Origin of the sequence: Bradyrhizobium sp. A5, from assembly GCF_042076515.1 — a bacterium.
In the GTDB taxonomy this organism is placed as follows: domain Bacteria; phylum Pseudomonadota; class Alphaproteobacteria; order Rhizobiales; family Xanthobacteraceae; genus Bradyrhizobium; species Bradyrhizobium cosmicum.
The window spans coordinates 4622010-4639852 of sequence record NZ_CP148990.1 but is presented as its reverse complement, the minus strand read 5'-3'; the positions used below and the strand labels follow the sequence as shown (position 1 = coordinate 4639852).

Annotated in this window: 14 protein-coding genes; 8 read left to right on the top strand and 6 right to left on the bottom strand. The window is 62.1% G+C overall.

Annotation, left to right across the window (positions count from 1 at the left end; all coding sequences use genetic code 11):
* The first annotated feature begins 18 nt into the window (after positions 1 to 18).
* The 6 genes from WHZ77_RS22245 (at position 19) to WHZ77_RS22220 (ending at position 8069) form a co-directional block, all read left to right on the top strand.
* The gene (locus tag WHZ77_RS22245) at positions 19 to 1515 is read left to right on the top strand and encodes an ABC transporter substrate-binding protein (protein ID WP_375309899.1); all 1497 of its coding nucleotides are present in this window, start codon (positions 19 to 21) and stop codon (positions 1513 to 1515) included.
* Between the two features lie 262 nt (positions 1516 to 1777).
* Positions 1778 to 3418, top strand: a complete 1641-nt coding sequence (locus tag WHZ77_RS22240; protein WP_375309898.1) for an amidase family protein — start codon at positions 1778 to 1780, stop codon at positions 3416 to 3418.
* A gap of 936 nt (positions 3419 to 4354) precedes the next feature.
* The gene (locus WHZ77_RS22235; protein WP_375309897.1) at positions 4355 to 4657 is read left to right on the top strand and encodes an antibiotic biosynthesis monooxygenase family protein; all 303 of its coding nucleotides are present in this window, start codon (positions 4355 to 4357) and stop codon (positions 4655 to 4657) included.
* A 195-nt stretch (positions 4658 to 4852) separates the two neighbouring features.
* Positions 4853 to 5155: a hypothetical protein gene (locus WHZ77_RS22230; protein WP_375309896.1), complete on the top strand. Its 303-nt coding sequence runs from the start codon at positions 4853 to 4855 to the stop codon at positions 5153 to 5155.
* A gap of 226 nt (positions 5156 to 5381) precedes the next feature.
* Positions 5382 to 6332 carry an MBL fold metallo-hydrolase gene (locus tag WHZ77_RS22225; RefSeq protein ID WP_375309895.1) on the top strand — a complete coding sequence of 317 codons (951 nt, stop codon included), beginning with the start codon at positions 5382 to 5384 and terminating at the stop codon, positions 6330 to 6332.
* A gap of 237 nt (positions 6333 to 6569) precedes the next feature.
* Positions 6570 to 8069 (top strand): tetratricopeptide repeat protein, encoded by a 1500-nt coding sequence (locus WHZ77_RS22220; protein WP_375309894.1) that lies wholly within the window; start codon positions 6570 to 6572, stop codon positions 8067 to 8069.
* A gap of 71 nt (positions 8070 to 8140) precedes the next feature.
* Here the strand turns inward: WHZ77_RS22220 and WHZ77_RS22215 are convergent, their stop codons facing one another.
* From WHZ77_RS22215 to WHZ77_RS22205, 3 genes are all read right to left on the bottom strand, one after another.
* Positions 8141 to 9286 carry an acyltransferase family protein gene (locus WHZ77_RS22215; protein WP_375309893.1) on the bottom strand — a complete coding sequence of 382 codons (1146 nt, stop codon included), beginning with the start codon at positions 9284 to 9286 and terminating at the stop codon, positions 8141 to 8143.
* Between the two features lie 322 nt (positions 9287 to 9608).
* Positions 9609 to 10235 carry an alpha/beta hydrolase gene (locus tag WHZ77_RS22210; protein ID WP_375309892.1) on the bottom strand — a complete coding sequence of 209 codons (627 nt, stop codon included), beginning with the start codon at positions 10233 to 10235 and terminating at the stop codon, positions 9609 to 9611.
* Positions 10232 to 11170, bottom strand: a complete 939-nt coding sequence (locus WHZ77_RS22205) for a ring-cleaving dioxygenase (RefSeq protein WP_375309891.1) — start codon at positions 11168 to 11170, stop codon at positions 10232 to 10234. The genes WHZ77_RS22210 and WHZ77_RS22205 overlap by 4 nt, the downstream gene beginning before the upstream one ends.
* Before the next feature lie 130 nt (positions 11171 to 11300).
* Here WHZ77_RS22205 and WHZ77_RS22200 point away from each other — a divergent pair, with 130 nt between their 5' ends.
* Positions 11301 to 12224, top strand: a complete 924-nt coding sequence (locus WHZ77_RS22200) for a LysR substrate-binding domain-containing protein (protein ID WP_375309890.1) — start codon at positions 11301 to 11303, stop codon at positions 12222 to 12224.
* Between the two features lie 50 nt (positions 12225 to 12274).
* On the opposite strand, the gene WHZ77_RS22195 is transcribed toward WHZ77_RS22200, so the two are convergent.
* The 3 genes from WHZ77_RS22195 to WHZ77_RS22185 form a co-directional block, all read right to left on the bottom strand.
* Positions 12275 to 12769 (bottom strand): septal ring lytic transglycosylase RlpA family protein, encoded by a 495-nt coding sequence (locus WHZ77_RS22195; protein WP_375314790.1) that lies wholly within the window; start codon positions 12767 to 12769, stop codon positions 12275 to 12277.
* 246 nt (positions 12770 to 13015) lie between these two features.
* Positions 13016 to 15706 (bottom strand): ATP-binding protein, encoded by a 2691-nt coding sequence (locus WHZ77_RS22190; RefSeq protein ID WP_375309889.1) that lies wholly within the window; start codon positions 15704 to 15706, stop codon positions 13016 to 13018.
* Positions 15703 to 16749: an ABC transporter substrate-binding protein gene (locus tag WHZ77_RS22185; RefSeq protein ID WP_375309888.1), complete on the bottom strand. Its 1047-nt coding sequence runs from the start codon at positions 16747 to 16749 to the stop codon at positions 15703 to 15705. The genes WHZ77_RS22190 and WHZ77_RS22185 overlap by 4 nt, the downstream gene beginning before the upstream one ends.
* A gap of 291 nt (positions 16750 to 17040) precedes the next feature.
* Between WHZ77_RS22185 and WHZ77_RS22180 the strand changes: the two genes are divergently transcribed.
* Positions 17041 to 17796: a hypothetical protein gene (locus WHZ77_RS22180; protein ID WP_375309887.1), complete on the top strand. Its 756-nt coding sequence runs from the start codon at positions 17041 to 17043 to the stop codon at positions 17794 to 17796.
* Positions 17797 to 17843 lie beyond the last annotated feature (47 nt).

The following is a 17843-nucleotide window of genomic DNA, read 5'->3' as shown; positions in this document are numbered from 1 at the left end:
AAGGCCGGGGAGTTACGCATGTTCAGGAAACTATCGATCGTCGCATTTGCCGCCGCGCTGGCCGTGGCACCGTTGCCGGTGCTGGCTCAGAGCAAGAAGGACAGCGTCGTCATGGCGATGGCGCTGGAGCCGCCGGGGCTCGATCCCACCATTGCGGCTGCGGCTGCGATTGCCGAAGTCACGCTCTACAACATCTATGAGACGCTGACCAAGATCAACGAGGACGGCTCGGTCTCGCCATTGCTGGCGGAGAGCTGGACCGCATCGCCCGACCTGAAGACCTATACTTTCAAGCTGCGCAAGGGCGTCAAATTCCAGAACGGCGAGGCGTTCGATTCCGCCGCCGTGAAGTTCTCGTTCGAGCGCAATGCGATCGCCACCAGCACCAACAAGGACAAGAGCCTGTTCCAGGCTTTTGAAAAGGTCGACGCGCCCGACGCCGAGACGGTCGTGATCTCGGTGAAATATTCCGAGCCGAACCTGCCGTTCCTGCTCGGGCAGGCGAGCGGCTCGATCGTCGAGCCGAAGAGCGCAGGCACCAACGGCACGCAGCCGGTCGGCACCGGGCCCTATCAGCTCGGCGCCTGGGCCAAGGGCTCCTCGATCACGCTGAACAAATGGGCCGACTATCGCAACGCCGCCGCGATCAAGCTGTCGAAGGTGACGATCCGCTTCATCTCCGATCCGGCGGCGCAGACCGCGGCGCTGCTCTCGGGCGACGTCGATGCGTTCCCGCGCGTTGCGGCGGCGCGCGCCATCGGCCAGTTCAAAGCCGATCCGCGCTTCAACGTCATGGTCGGCGGCTCCCGCGCCAAGACCATCGTCGGCATCAACGAGCGCAAGAAGCCGCTCGACGACGTCCGCGTGCGCCGCGCCATCCTCGCCGCGATCGACCGCAAGGCGATGATCGACGGCGCGGCCGACGGCTTCGGTACGCCGATCGGCAGCTTCTACGTGCCCGGCGCGCTCGGCTATGTCGACACCACCGGCATCAACCCCTACGACCCCGAGAAGGCCAAGAAGCTGCTGGCCGAGGCCGGCGTCACCACGCCGCTCGAACTGTCGCTGAAGCTGCCGCCGCCGTCCTATGCGCGGCAGGGCGGCGAGATCCTGGCGGCCCAACTCGCCAAGGTCGGCATCATCGCCAAGATCGAGAACGTCGAATGGGCGCAGTGGCTGTCGCAAGTGTTCGCCGGCAACGGCCCGCACAATTTCGACCTCACCATCGTCAGCCATGTCGAGCCGATCGACCTCGTCAAGATCACCGAGCCGGACTACTACCTCGGCTACAACAACGCGGCCTTCAACGCGCTTTACAAGCAGATAGTGGCGACGCCCGACGAGGCCGGCCGCGCCAAGCTGCTTGGCGATGCCCAGCGCATGCTGGCCACCGACGCGGTCGCCGGCTTCCTCTACCAGCCGCAGCTGATCACCATCACCAACAAGAAGCTGAAGGGCGTCTGGAAGGACGTCCCGCAATACGAGAACGACTTTTCGACCTGGTCCTGGGAGTAGGGGCCGCTCGATCACGTCGAGCCTGTCGCTTCAGCAATGACCTCTCTCCATCGGAGGGAGGCCATTTTTCTGAGGGTCCAAAACAAAAACACGAAAAACAACCCCATGCACAGTAGACGGGCTTAGTGATTTCAATGGCTTGCGCGATCCGCTCGGCGGCTTGCGCGGGCCGGCGGTGTCGTTGACCCGTCGGGCAAAACACTGGCAATATAGCATCATCGCGGCCTCATGGTTCGGGACGCGCCGTCAGGCGAGGCACGCCATGAAGAAGCCATCCCGTCGCGATGCGCGCGTCGCCGCGACTGTTGTCGGCGCCGGGGCGCCGGCCAATCTGCAGCTCGACAATGCATCCATGAGCGAGATCGCTCAGGCGCTGGCCAGCGGGCAAGTGACTGCCACGGCGCTGACCAAGGCCTACCTCGCGCGCATCGCCGCCTATGACGTCAAAGGCCCCGCACTCAACTCCGTGCGCGCGCTCAATCCCGATGCGCTGTCGATCGCGGACAAGCTCGACGCGACAAGACCGTCGGCCAAGCGGCCGCTGGCCGGCATCCCGATCCTGGTGAAGGACAACATCGCGACCTCCGACAAGCAGCCGACCACGGCGGGCTCGCTGGCGCTGGAGGGCGCGTGCGCCAGGAGAGACGCCACCGTCGTCAAATTGCTGCGCAAGGCCGGTGCGGTGATCCTGGGCAAGGCAAACCTGACCGAGTTCGCCAACATCCTCGCGGCCGACATGCCCGCGGGCTACTCCTCGCTGGGCGGGCAGGTGAAGAATCCTTTCGCACCGGATTTGATGGACGATCGCGGCATTCCGGTCGTGCTGCCGGGCGGCTCCAGCGCGGGTTCGGCGGTCGCCGTGGCGGCCGGCCTGTGCGCGGCCTCGATCGGCACCGAGACCTCGGGCTCGCTGCTGTATCCAGCCAGCCAGAACGGCCTCGTTACCGTGAAGCCGACCGTCGGGCTGGTCAGCTGCGCCGGCATCGTGCCGATCTCGCACAGCCAGGACACCGCCGGGCCGATGACGCGCACCGTGCGCGACGCGGCGATGCTGCTCAATGTGCTGGCGGCGAAGGACCCGCTCGACCCCGCGACCGAGCGGCAGCGGCGGCCGGCCGACTACACCGCAGATCTTGCGAACGACGCGATGAAGGGCGCGCGCATCGGCGTGCCGAGCGACGCGAGCGACCCGCTGAACGATCGCTATTACGGCAAGCTGCCGCCCCGATCGGCCAAGGTGATGGCCGATGCGATCAAGGTGCTGGAGGATCTCGGCGCCGTCATCGTGCGTGCCAACATGCCGACACCGGGCTGGATCGGCGGGCCGGGGACGAGCATGAACGTGCTCAACCGCAATCCGCTGAGCCGTCACAAGGGCAACGTGGCGACGCCGCCGATCGTCTTCCTCTACGAGCTGAAGCGCGATCTCAACCTTTACCTCAGGGATTGGGCGACCAATACCGACATCAAGACCATGGCCGACATCGTGGCCTTCAACGCGGCGCATGCGGAGAAGGCGTTGCGTTTCGGCCAGGACCTGTTCCTCGCCGCCAACGAGACCAGAGGCGATCTGAGCGAACGCGAGTACAAATCGGCACGCGCCATGGACCTGCTCTCCGCCAGGACGCGCGGCATGGACGCCTACATGAACCAGCACAAGCTGGATGCGGTGCTGTTTCCTGGCGCGGCAGGCTGCGTGATCGCGGCGAAGGCAGGCTATCCCAGCGTCATGGTGCCGGGCGGCTTCATCGCGGGAGCCGACGACAAGGACACGCCCGACTATCCGCTCGGAATCACCTTCGCGGGCCGCGCCTGGAGCGAGCACAAGTTGCTGCGTCTGGCTTACGTCTTTGAGCAGGCCGCGAACATGCGCAGGCCGCCGCCCGGGTTGTCCGCGCTTTAGAGTTCAATGCTCGCGTCGCATGTTTGTTGGCAAGCAGGTGCCCATGGGCACGCACCAATGAACTCGGGAGGTCTGCTTTCCGAGGCAAAGCGGACACGCAGTCCCGCCCTTGGAATGTAGCCTTGTGACCCTCAACGGACCTTGACCATTCTCATTCCGTGTTGGGATCGCTGTTTGTTCCGCGCGACCGTCCTTGTTTGACCCTCAGTGTTGTAGGTCGATTTTGGGGTGTCCTAAATTGCCTTTGGAACTGTTACATCATTTGTTAATTGAGGAACCGCGAATACCCGCAACGGGGCGGCCCCAATGTGTGACAAGTGCATCGATCTGGATGAAAAAAATCGAGCACTACAGATCAATTCTGTCCCGCATAACCGACAAGATCGCTACGGACGGCATAGCCGAACTCGTTACCGAACTACTCGCCAAGAAAGCCGAGCTTCACCCGGACCAGCGAGAGTCGGAACGATGAGCGACAAAGACCCTCCGAAGAAGCCGAGCCCGAGCCACAAGCCCTCTGTCTATCGAGGAGTTGCGATGGATGGTCCGTGAGGACATCGAGGAGCAGAGAAAAATCCTCGAGAGTATCCGGCGCAAACTGAATTGAGGCTGCCTCAGTTAGCAACCTCTCCGACCATGTCGCCTTATGGCCCGTGCCTGACCTTAGCTCTACGAGCCGAGAGGTCTGCTTCCTCTAGGTGACCCGAACAGGGATGCGAGCGGGTTAAGGCAGCCTTTGACCCGCAACGGGCATCAATGGCCTTGACCCGGTGCGGCCTACCTCTGGTTTGATCGGGTTCTCTCGGGGGCGCGTCATTTGCGTCCAACAACGACCTCGGGCGGTCAATCCGGCGTGAGGCTGAAGATGGTGACGGTCCTATTGGAACTCCCCCGTGATAGGCAAGACATCAGGCAACAAAAGAAAGGACCGACCGTATGATCAGCCTAATAAATGTCTTCACGGTAGATCCCGCCAACCAAGACCGGCTCCTCGTTTTGCTCGCGCGCGCAACCGATGAATTCGTCAGCCGGGCACCGGGCTTTGTTTCCTCGGCCCTTCATCGGAGCCTCGATGGCACGAAGGTGACCATGTATGCGCAGTGGCGCAGCGCGGAAGACTATGAGTCCATGCGCCAGGATCCTGGACCGCTACCCTTTCTCGAAGAGGCGCTCACGATCGCGAAATTTGAGCCGGGCATATATGAGGTCGTGCGCACATTCTCGCCCATTGATAGGTAGGCCTCGCCCCCGCGCGCGATTCCGGACTTCCGCTGTTGGCCCATCGCGTCGTTTGGCGCACTGCATCGGCAGGTCTGGAGTCGGGGGCAGAGCAGAAGTAGTTGTCTCCGATGCGGACCGCCGCCTTTGACCCATAGCGGGCATTCCCGATGACATGTAAACTGGCCTTCCAGGAATTGGCGAGACAACTGCGCGATGAGCACGTCCGAGGTTTTAACCGAACGTGAACAGAAGCTATTGATCGCGCTCGTCAAGATGGTCGATCAGTATTTGGACGAGCATGGCGACGAGGTGGATAGCCTCGCCGAGTCTGCGGACGAGCATGCAATTGAAGCCCTTGCGGCTTTTGGCTTGATGGAAAACATCAATACTCGCTTCGGACGATGGACAGAAGCGGGCAACCGATTTCGCGAAGAGTTCAACAGGATTAAAGGATATCGATCCGTCGACAATCCCGGTGGCATTAAGCTGGTTGGCCGACCAAAACCTGAAAGCTGACCAGTCTTCCGCTATTGGCCCTTCGCGACTATTCTCCACGCGCGCCTGCCGGTCAGGTGTTGGAGGTAGACCGGACATCGCGATGCTGCGGTCGAATCGACGTGAATGACCCATTGCGGGCCTCATCTGTTCAACCTCTCAAAATTGGATTAAGGTGGCATTACAACCATTCGATGCAGGCACAAAAGCTGTCTAAAATTCCTCGGGTTTTCTTGGAGAGACTGCGATGTCGATTGCATCTTTCAGGGTAGTGAGCATGTCTCTTCTTGCGGCCGTCTCATTCTTCTCAGGCGCCCCCGCAAGTAGTCAGGAAATTCGTGTGACTTTGCTAGGCACAGGCAATCCTCCACCAGTGATGGATCGTTTTGGTCCGAGCATACTGGTCGAGGCCGGCGACAAGAAGTTTCTTTTCGATGCTGGTCGGGGCGCAATACAGCGCATGACTCAAATCAAAGTCGGATGGGAGACCATCAACGGTGTGTTCTTTACTCACCTTCATTCCGATCACGTCGTCGGATTTCCTGATGCATGGCTGACAGGCTGGCTTGTTAGCAGGCGGAATCGGCCGTTGGAGGTGTGGGGACCACCTGGGACCGAGAACATGGTCAGCCATCTTCGGCAAGCATTCGAGTTCGATATTCGTTTCAGAAAATCTGACGATAAAGCACCGGCAGAGGGTGCTCTCGTCAATACGCATGAGATCGGCGCAGGCGTAGCTTATGAACAAGACGACGTGAGAGTAACGGCGATCAAAGTCGACCATGCACCGGTCGAGCCGGCCTACGGTTATCGGATTGATTATGCGGGCCGCTCGGTTGTTCTATCAGGTGACACCCGAATTTCCGACAACCTCATCCGCGCGGCAGAAAGCGTTGATCTTCTGGTGCACGAAGTCGCATCGCCGGAGTCTTTTCAACGTGCCGGCATTCCGGCCGAGCGTATGAAGACAATTGTCGGACACCACGTCACTCCTGAACAGGCTGGGGAAGTATTCGAAAAGGCCAAACCGCGGTTGGCTCTCTATTCTCACATAGTATTACCCACAGCCACAGCCGACGATCTCGTGCCGGGTACGCGCAAAAACTATCGTGGCCCTTTGGAAGTCGGTGAAGATTTGATGGTCATCGAAGTAGGTAAAGAGATCGTTGTTAAACGCCCCTCCCACAAGGTTCAATAGCAGCCATCCCAGAGCAAGAGGATGACCGCTTGTGGCCCGTACCTATCTTCTGAGCTGTCGTGGCATAGCCCACTTTTGACCCAGATGGGAAATCTAACGAACCTCTTGGACTGACTATTGCTAAGGAGACAACTTCGAAAAAACGCTTCGAATGAGTCAGGAGCCTTGACCAGCCTGACCTACGCAATTCTGCTAATGTTAGGAGTCTGGTCGTGTGACCCGTGCGGAGAGGCAACGGTGACAAACTCGGAAGTCTCCAACGACCCACCTGGCAAACCGCCATCCGATAATGAGCATCCGGAAAATGCAGCATCCGATGGGGAGCAACCGGGCAAGCCTTCGGATCGCAGCTTAAAGATTCGCTTGCGGGCACGAATGCAGTTGATCGGTGGCGCGCTCGCCTCGATTGCCGCCGTGGGTGCGATTGCGGGTGGCCTCGTCGGCTACTGGACTGTTTGGAAGACGCTCCGCACAGACGTGTTTCCGGGAAGCCAGAAAACGCAGAAGCAGGCTACGGCCCGGCCCGGCGTTGCTCCCCGGTTGTCCCTCGTTGTCCTGCCATTCGCAAACCTCAACAACGATGTTGAACAGGACTATTTCGTCGACGGCATTACGACCGATCTGACGACAGACCTCGCGCAAATGCCCGACGCGTTCGTGATCGGCCGCGGGACGGCTTTCACCTATAAGAACAAGCAGGTCGATCTCAAGACGCTCGGAAAGGATCTTGGTATCCGATGGGCGGTACAGGGCGCGGTGCAGCGGGCTGGAGATCGGGTCCGTATGAACGTATCACTTGCCGACCTGGCGACTGGCCGCGATGTCTGGTCGGACCGCTTTGACGGCGATCGGACAAATCTTGCGGCCTTGCAGGAGCAGGTCACGGCTCGGCTCGCCCGCTCTCTCAACGTCGAACTCATCCAGGCCGAAAGCCGACGCAGCCAAATGGATAGGCCAACCAATCCAGACGCCGTGGATTTTAGCATGCGCGGCTGGGCGAAGCGTTACGGTCCACGGACCAAATTGACGAATGCTGAGGCAAACAGCTTGTTCGACAGCGCACTGCGTCTCGATCCGGACAACATAGATGCGATGATCGGCAAGGCGTCATGCATAGCAGATGGCGTGATCTACGGATGGTCTCCATCCGCGTTCGAAGACAGAAAGACGGCGATCAAGCTAATTGATCAAGTTCTTGCAAAACGCCCGGCGATCGCAAACGCGCACGTAGCCAAGGGCAACATTTTGAACTACGGAAATCCTGAGCAAGCATTGCCTGAATACGACGCAGCTTTGGAAATCGATCCTAATTCGCCGGTCGCGTATGCATCCAAGGGGATCGTACTTATTACGGCGGGACGCGCTACCGAATCGTTTTCTCCAATTCAGATCGCTTTGCGCCTAAGCCCCAAAGATCCTGCCGCTGGCACTTGGCGCTTTTTCCTCTGTCATGCTCATGTCCATCTGCGCCAATACAAGGAGGGTATTGAGGAGTGTAGGCGCTCGATCAATTTGAACAAATTGGACTGGTTCCCGTATGTAGATCTGATTTCAGCTTATGGGTCCACTGGCCAATTGGAAATGGCCCAGCAAGTATTGGTCGAATTGAATGCAATCCGACCGGACTTCACGATCCAGTGGTTCCGGCAAATTGGCTACGCGCGTTCGAGCAATCCGCAGTATCGTCGTGAGTACGACGAAATCGTCGAAGGCCTCAGAAAAGCTGGCGTTCGCTAGCAATGAGGCAGGAACTTTCGTGGCTGGTTACGGGCAGACAAAAGCAGTGACTAAGGTCTCCTCTTGGCCCCTTAGCCGACATTAGCGATCTCGGAATCGACGTCCGCTAGTGGTCCCAAGTCAGGCCTCAATCCCGATTGGCTGTCTGCAGTGTTGGCCAATCCCAACGCCGCTTCGGCCGTGATCGCTGGCACGGGGTGGCTTTTGTTCCAATTTTCGTCGGCGAGGCGATGCCGAAGTCGATCCAGCGGCCTGTCAAGGCCAACGACGATGAGGCAAGACACCAGCAGGCTGATTGCAACCACCACGACATAGTCGTTGCTCAGAAACTGAATGATCGGGAAATGCACGAGATAGATCGGGTAGGAAAGATCCCCGACAAATCGATCGATGCTGACGTCCTTGAAGGCCGTGAAGGCAACCGGTGCGACCGCGGCGGCCAGTGCGGCTGCAACGAAGCCGTACTGCTCGGGCACATTCAAAACAAAATGCTGTCCGAGCACGATCAGCCCGGCGATGGCGACGAGCGCTATGGCTTTGGACTTCAGGAGCGGAAGCACTTCGATCTGGCGGAGCAACCGGAAGCTGAGCATTCCGAGCACAAATAGCGGGAGCTCGAACGGAAAGAAGCGATAGAACCAGGGATCGTGATCCAGTCCAGCGCCATAGGCTGCAAGCCTCGCTCCGGTGAGCACGAGGGCAATCGCACCCAGATAGACGCCTCGAAGCCGGGCCAGGACGGGCGCCAACAGGTAAAAATACAGCTCCAGCGCCAGCGTCCACGATGGGCGCACGATCAGGTACGAGGACAGTTGAGGCGCGGTGGAATGAAAATCCGCGGTGAAGAATAGCTCGCCGTGATCGACTCCGAGAAACAGCAAGGTGTCCTGGAGGACGATCAAGATGTTGGACGCGAACACCAGAATGGCCGGTTGCCACCCCAGGCCGGCAATGTCGCGGAAACCGCTCGCGGGCCAAAACGCGAGAGCGAGTGCAGCGACGATCCAGTATGTCGGGAAGATTCGAAATGCGCGACTGAGATAGAATGCTGCTGCGGACGCGTATCGCTGCGACAGCACCATCTGCATGTAGAATCCGGAAATGACAAAGAAGACCTCGACCGCCATGATCCCCGTCGTGAGACGAAGCCAGGGAAATGGCGGCAAGACGTGGTCGCCGACAACGGCCAGTGCCAGGAGGAGTCGCAAAAGTCCCATCAGTTCACGCGATCAGGCGCGGGACGGCGTCAGACGCGATGGAGCATTGGGGCCAATGGCCGGTTCAACCGGAGCCGACGCAGGAGGGGTGACTTCCTCCGTCAGCCCGCCCCTTTGGGGCGTTCGTGACGGACTCGAACAGAACCTCGTGGCCATTTGCGGCTACTCCCTGCATCACGCGAGTTGATATGCCACAACAACTCTTAATAGAGTCGCAACATGGGCGTGTGTTTTGGATGCGGAACACGCGGTTGACTTATGGGAACCTTTGCGAGGTCAGGAGGCGGCGCACCGCGGTCTCGGCGGTGCGCCGCTTCTCGGGTTATGCCGCCTTGGCGTCGACGTTGCCGATCCAGTTGCGGGCCAGCGTCACGTCGGCTTGTGACAATTGATGACCTGATGGCAGCACCTTGTGCTCGACACGCGCACCAGCTTCCGACAATAGCGCCGCAAGCTTGGCCGAATTGCTCGCGGGCACGATAGGATCGGCCTGGCCGGACAGCAACAGGATGGGCTTGCCATCAAGCTCCGCCTTCGGTGGATCCGACAGCGGCACCATCGCACGCAGCAGGATCGCGCCTGCGAGTGCGTCCGGCTTCAGCAACAGCAGCGCGGCGGCGATGTTGGCGCCGTTGGAGAAGCCGACGGCCACAGGCGCGGCGATGCCGTACTGCTTCCGTGCCTCCGTGACGAAGTCGCCGAGCTCGAGCGCGCGCCGGCGCACGTCCTCCTCGTCGAACACGCCTTCCGCGAGACGGCGGAAGAAGCGCGGCATGCCGTGCTCGAGCACGCGGCCGCGCGGCGAGAGCAGGGCCGAGCCGGGCGAGATCATCTTGCCGAGCCCGAGCAAATCGTTCTCGTCGCCGCCGGTGCCGTGCAGCAGCAGGAGTGGGGGAGAGCCCGCGCTGGTCGCGGGCTCGTAACGATGGATGAATGCAGTCTCGGTCATGCCACGGTCTCCTCCAGGCTCGGCAGCACGCCCTCGATCTGCTTGCGGTGCTGCTCGAGGAATTCAGGCAGCTTCAGGTCTCGTCCCAGCGTCGCGACGGGCTCGTCCACGGCGAAGCCCGGGATGTCGGTCGCGATCTCGAACAGCACGCCGCCGGGCTCGCGGAAGTAGATGGAGCGGAAGTAGTTGCGATCGCGCTGCTCGGTGGGATGCAGGCCGTGATTGCTCACGAGCTTCTGCGCCATCTTGCCCTGCTCGGCATCGTCAGCGGCGCGGAAGGCGATGTGGTGCACCGAGCCGCCGCCCTGATGTCCGCGCAGGAAGCCCTTGGCCTCGTAGATGTCGACGACGCTGCCTTCGACATCGCCCGCTGCCTTGAAACGGATCACGGAGCCTTCGCGCCCCACCTCCTTGAAGCCGAACACGTCGGTGAGGACGGCAGCCGTCTTCGCCGCGCTGTCGAGCAGCAGGGTCACGCCGTGGAAGCCGCGGATCGCATGCTCGGCCGGCACCTCGCCATTGCTCCAGCCCGGCTCGTTCTCTGCTCCGGGTACGCCGACCAGCGCCAGCGCCATGCCATCAGGGTCGGTGAACGGCAGCACGGATTCGCCAAAACGCTTCTCCAGCGCTTCGTAGGCGATGCCCTTCTCGGTGAAGCGCTGGGTCCAGTAGCCGAGCGAACGCTGCGGCACGCGGAAGGCGGTCTGATGGGTTTCGCCGACGCCGCGGCGCCCCGAGGGTGCGCCGGCCCAGGGGAAGAAGGTCAGGATGGTGCCGGGGCGGCCGGTCTCGTCGCCGTAATAAAAATGATAGGTGCCGGGATCGTCGAAATTGACCGTCTTCTTGACGAAGCGCAGTCCGAGATCGCGGGTGTAGAAGCCGAAATTGCGGATGGGATCGCCGGCAATCGCGGTGACGTGGTGCAGTCCAGACATTGTCGTCCTCCAGAATTCGCAGGAGCGGTCTTGCTCTGGGTGGAAATATCGTTCCGCTTTGGATTGGAGACAATCCATGCAAATATGACGTCTATGTCTACGATTTGGAAACAATCGCCGGAGACGGCCCATGGATAAGGTCGGCAGCCTCCGGGCCTTCGTGAAGGTGGTCGAAAGCGGCAGCTTTGCCGAAGCCGGCCGCCAGCTGCGGCTGTCACGCTCGGCGATCAGCAAATACATCGCCGACCTCGAGGGAAGCCTCGGCGTCCAGCTCCTGAACCGGACCACGCGGCACGCCAGCCCGACCGAGATCGGCCAGGGCTATTTCGAGCGCGCCGTCGTGATCCTCTCGGAGATCGAGGCCGCCGACCAGGCCGTGACGCAGGCCCAGTCGGCGCCGCGCGGACTGCTCCGCGTCAACGCGCCGATGTCGTTCGGCACCATGCGGTTAGGTCCGGTGCTCGCCGATTTCATGGCGGCGTATCCGGAGCTTCAGCTTCAACTCGTGCTTAGCGACGATCTGCTCGATCCCGTCCAGGACGGCTTTGACGTGACGCTGCGGATCGCGGAGTTGGAATCCTCGAGTTTGATCGCGCGAAAAATCATGCCGGTAGGGCGGATGATCTGCGCTTCGCCGGACTACCTCGCACGCCACGGCACGCCAAAACATCCGCAGGATCTGCGCGACCACGCCGCGCTGACCTACGGCTTTCTGCTCACCGGCAACCAGTGGAAGCTCACTGGCCGCGACGGCGATCATTGGATCCAGCCGGCCTGGTCTCTCTGCGTCAACAATGCCGAGGTGCTGCGTGACGCCGCGATCAAGGGCAGGGGGCTCGCGCTGCTGCCGGACTTCATCGCCGCCGATGCTTTGAAAAAAGGCGAGTTGCGCACGGTGCTGGACGATTATTCCGCGCCGCCGCTCGCGCTCTACGCGGTCTATCCGCCGACGCGGCATCTGTCGGTGAAGGTGCGGTTGTTCATCGATTTTCTGGTGGAGCGGTTTGGGCGGGAGGACGAGGCGGGGGCGAAGACGCGCAAAGGCCGGGCATGAACTCATCGAGCGTCCGCGACGTGTAATGTTTGTCCTGTCGCACGCGATGTTCAGCCCACCGGGCCCGGGGTCCAATTGTCCCCTGCAAGTGGGCTTACTCGGACGTCATCAATGACTCCCTGCTCCAAGCTTGGATCGAAATGGCGCATCGTCCGCTCGTTGAGGTCAATGATGCGGCCAGGCCTTAGCGGGCCCACGTCATTGATCTTGACGATGACCTTTTTGCCGTCGGCCTCCACGAGGGCATATTTCGGCTTTTCTCCAAACCGGACCCCACCAAATTTTCGACGCAAGTTCGTCTTGATGGCAGCCGTCCAGGCAGAGGGATCATAACGCTCGCCGGAGGCTGTGCTCGGGCCGCCTTCTTCCTTGCCGGGCTTGAACGGATTGTACATGGACGCTGCGCCGACGATCGCATCTCCAGAGGTGGCATCGACGACGGTACTTGAGCGAACTCCTCGCGGTTCACTTCGAGCAACGGTGACAGAAACGGCAAGCGCAACCAGGGCGCCGCAAATTGCGGCGCTCGAGCGAGATAGCATCATAAGTCCTGTGATTTTTTCGATTGCCGGTTCCAACACCGCAAACATGGTCAAGCGAACGCGGATGCGTTCATGAACTTGCGACCATCAATCTGCGGATTCGAGCCAACCTTGGCCGCGGAACCGTGTGGGAACCAGAGTGGTTCCTCACGCTGTGTTTACGTTCTGACTCTCTAAGACAGAGATTGCGTCAGCAGCATGACTTAAGGGGAAGGGTATTCTTACGGGACCGTCGTCGTGTGAGCCTCTCTAGCTGACCGACCGCTGCTCTTCCGGCCGGAGCAGTTCGTCCAGCGCGCTCATCGAGGCATCGCGAAGTGCGGCGAGCTCGCGCGCGGCGCTCTCGCACTCGGGTGGGGACATCGAGTTGGTTGTCATTTCGACCTCGCGGCAGCGCTCGAACAGGCGGACGAGGCCGAGCGCGCTGGCGGCGCTGCCGAGCTGGTGCGCGGAGCGCGCAAGCTGCTTGTGATCGCCGGCCGTTGCCGTGTTCGCGATGTCTTCGACGAGCTGTTTGCTCGTCTCCACCAGCAATTGGTGTAACTTCGCGACCTGCGTCGCGCCCAACAGCTCCCTCTGGTCGTCGAGGAAATGCCGGTCGATCAACGCGCCTGCGGCGAGTTGCGCTGCGGCCGGCTTGTCCGGGGTGTCTTCGATCGCTTCCCGCAGCGCATTGATCAGGATCGGCTTGCCGACGATCCTGGTAATGCCGGCGCCGGCGAGCCGCTCGCGGGCGCTGCGCGACACGTCGGCGGTGACGGCGATGATGCGCGGCATCTTCGGCAGGCCGAGCTTGCCGATCCGCGAGGCCGCCTCGACGCCGTCCATGTCGGGCATGTGCAGGTCCATCAAGATGACGTCGAACGGCTGCTCGCGGACGAGCGCTATCGCCGAGGCGCCGTTGCGTGCGATGATGGGGCGATGTCCAAGCCGTTTCAGGATGGCTTCGCCGACCTCGCAATTGACGGGATCGTCGTCGACCAGCAGCACGCGGAGCTGCCGCGACGGCGGCGCAAGCGCACCTTGCGCGATGCCGCTCGCGGCATGGCCGAGCGGCACGTGAAGCGTGAAGGTGCTGCCCGCGCCCGGCGTGCTCTCCACAGTCAACTCGCCGCGCATCAGGCCCGTGAGGCGCCGCGCGATCGCAAGGCCAAGGCCGGTGCCACCGAACCGCCGCGCGATGCTGTCGTCGGCCTGGACGAAATCGTCGAAGATGCGCTCATGCATGTCGGGCGCGATGCCGATGCCGGTATCGCGAACGGTGATCCGGAGCAGGGCGTGATCGCCTCGCTGCCCGGCGGTCGCCTTCACGGCAATTCCGCCGCGCGGGGTGAACTTGATCGCGTTGCCGATCAGGTTCAGCAGGATGCGGTTGAGCCTGACAGGATCGCCGTGCACGGTTGTGTTGACCGTTTCGTCGAAGGCGAGGTCGAAGGTCAGGCCCTTGCCGAAGGCCTGCGGGCGCATCAGGTCCACGGCGGTCTCGATCAGCTGGTGGAGGCGGAAGTCGCGCGTTTCCAGCGTCTCCGTGCTGGCCTCCAGGCGGGCATATTCCAGGATGGCATCGACCAGCGCGATCAGCGTTTCGCCCGACGCAGCCGCGGTCGCCAGATGTCGACGCTGGGCGTCGCCGAGGTTGCCGTCGTCGAGCAGTTGCAGCACGCCCATGACGCCGTTCAGCGGCGTGCGCAGCTCGTGGCTGACGACGGCGAGGAACCGCGACTTGGTCTGGTTGGCCGCAACCGCGACGCTGCGCGCACGCTCGGCTGAATCATGCTCGGCAAGGGCGTGGTCGCGCGCCTTCTCGAGCTCGGAGGTCCGCTCGATCACCTTGCGCTCGAGCGTCGCGTAGGAGTCGCGCAGATGCGCGGCCATCCGGTTGAACTGATCGCCGAGCGCCTCTAGCTCGTCGCCGGTCCTGATCGCGAGCCGCAGGCCAAGATCGCCGCTGCCGATCCGTTTGGCTCCTTGCGTCAGCATCTGTATCGGCACGGTCATGCGCCGGCTGAGGAAGAGAGACACCAGAACCGCGATCGCGAGCAGGATGACCAGGAGAAACGTCGAGCGTCCGATCGATGCGTAGATCGGTGCATAGGCTTCCGTGAGCGGCAGCTCGACGAACACCACCCAGCCAAGCGAGGGGACCGTCGCATAGGTCGACAGCACGCGCTGGCCCGACAGGTCCTCCTTGACCAGCCCGTTCGCGGACGGCCCCACACCGTCGAGCGCGGCGCGCACGTCGGCGTGGCCGGAGAGATCGGAGCGGCGCAGCGCCGGCCACAGATCGGGATGCGCGATCAGCACGCCCTTGCGGTCGACCACATAGGCCTTGCCGGTGTTGCCGACCCTGATCCCGGCGACGAGGTCCCAGATGAAGCGCAGATTGACCTCGGCGACGACCACATTCGGCGCGGGACCGCTCCCGCGCGTGGCGAGCGTCATGAACGGCTCGGTGTCGCCGAAGAAGTAGACCGGTCCGTAATAAGCCCGGCTTTCGTTGGCGCCGCGGAAGGCCGGCGAGGTGGAGAGGTCGACCTTGCTGCCGACCCGGTCCGCGACGCGGCGCGACACGCGCACCTGCTCACGGCCTTGCGCGTCGAGTTCGGTAATCTCCGCGATCGCGGGTGAGAGGCGCAGCAGGCGGATGGCGTTGAGGCGATCGTCCTCGTTGGTCGACAGCTCCGCGGGCAGGCGCGAGAGCCACCGGATCTGGTTCTCGATCTGGCCGATGAACTGGCCGATCTGGATCGCCGCGGATGCGGCCTGCTCGCGCTGCGTCGCCGCGAGCAGCTGTTTCTGCTCCCGATAGGAGAACCAGACGTCGAAGCCGGTGTTGATGGCGAGGGCGGCAAAGGCGAGTGCGACGATCGAGTAGAGATATTTTCGGAACAGCCGGCCCGGAGGCGTCCGCAGCTGCTCCTGGTCGACCGCTTCGTTCACTCGCGGATCTCGTCGGCGCGCGCGAGCAATGTGAAGGGGATGGTCAATCCGAGCGCGCGGGCGACCGTGCGGTTGATCAGCAGTTCGTACTTTCGCGGCGATTGCACGGGCAGATCGCCGGCCTTGGTGCCGCGCAGGATGAGGTCGACATAATCGGCCGAGCGCACTTCGAGCGTCGGGCCGTAGCTCATGAGGCCGCCCGCATCCATGAAATAGTGGAACGGATAGATCATGGGAACGCGGTACTTCGCGGCTGCCGCGACGATCGCCTGCCGGTTGATCACCAGGAAGCTGTCGACCAGCGAGATCATCGCGGCCTTCGGCGGCCCGGCAAAGCGGCCGATCGCGGCGTCGATGTCGGCGGGCGCGCTGACGGGGGCGAGGACCACGCCGACGCCGGCTGCCGCGGCCTCCTGCTCGACGGAATCGAGGAAGAAGCGGCCGGCGCGCGGTGTGGTCGCCGGATTGTAGAGGACGCCGACGCGCGCGATGTCAGGGACGGCCTCCTTGATGAGCTGAAGCCATTTGCCGCCCATCTCGGCGGTGCTGCTGGTGAAGCCGGTGACGTTGCCGCCGGGCCGTGCGAGACTTTCCACGAAGCCGTTGCCGACGGGATCGTTTGCGGTCGCGAAAACGATCGGAATCGTCCTGGTGGCGCCCAGCATGGCCGCGGTTTCGATCGTCGAGCCGGTCAGGATGACGTCCGGCTTGAGCCCGATCAGCTCCTGCACAGCGGACTTCAGCTTGTCCGGTCCACCGAACGTCGAGCGGATCTCGAAGCGGTAGTTGACCCCTTCGACCCAGCCGCGCTGCTTCAACCCTGCGATGAGGCCGCCGAGGCGAGAGGTCGTGTTGCCGTCGGACATGTTCCTTCTGGTCAGTTCGTCATCGAGCGACAGGCTGGTCAGCGACGCCACGATTCGCATGCGATCTGATGTTGCGCCGAGCGCAAAAAATCCCGCGGCAGTTGTGCCTGCAAGGCGAAGGAAATCGCGGCGGGCAGGCGCCGGCACGGTGTGGGCAGGAGCAGGCCGCTTGATCATGAAATGTTTCGCAAAACTTCTTTCCAGTCGTGTGCATAACGCGAAAGGCTAACGGCCACAATTGATGAAAATCGACGCGTATGAATGTTCATTCGCAGCATTGGGCAGCCCGATACCGTATTCCTACGCGCCTTGGGAGTCGCTGTTTCGAGCCTTGTCTGCTCCGTGACGTTTTGTAAGGCCTTGTGGCATTGCAACATTCCCGTCTCGATTTCGACGACGGTTCGGGGAAGCCGATTTCGTGACTGCTGATTTTTGAGCCGTTGTTTCAAGCTGTTTCGAAGGTTTACGATGCGCAGAATCTACCTCATCCCGGCCCTCGTCGGCCTGCTCACCTCTGTTGCAGCCGGACCGCTTGCGGCCCAAGGCGCGGTGCCGAAGCAGAAGACCGCACCCAGAGCCGCTGCGGCCGGTGCTGCGCCTGCCGGAGCTGGCGCACCGGCCGCTGGCGCGACGTCGACGGCTGCGGCCGAAACGCCCGCCGGCGAGGACAAGACCGCCAAGGCGATCGATGGCTTCCGCTCCGCCAAGTTCGGCATGAACGAGGCCGACGTGCGCGCGGCGATGACGAAGGACTTCAACGCCAAGCCCGACGCCATCAAGATCCAGGACAACGCGTCCGAACTGACGCGCAGCCTGCTGCTCGCCGTTCCGGAACTGCTGCCGAACGGCGGCACCGCCGAGCTCTCCTACGTGTTCGGCTACAAGTCCAAGTCGCTGATCCAGGTCGGCGCGGTCTGGTCGAAGGGGACCGACACGGCGATGACGCCGGAGAAACTGTTCTCCAACGCCAACATCCTGCGCGCCCATTTCATGGGCGAAGGCTTCAAGCCCGACTCCATCGCGGTCAACATGCCGGTCGCCGGCGGCATCGTGATGTTCCGCGGCAGCGATGCCAAGGACCGCTCGGTGATCCTGCTGCTCCAAGGCACATTCGAGAACAAGGAGAACAACCAGCGTGTGCTGACGCCCACCAGCCTGCTGCTGTTCTACGTGGCCGATGCCAAGAGCCCCGACATCTTCAAGCTGCCGCCCGGCCAGTTCTGATGCCGGGCGCTGTCGACGACATTCTCCCACCCGGTTATGGATCGGCG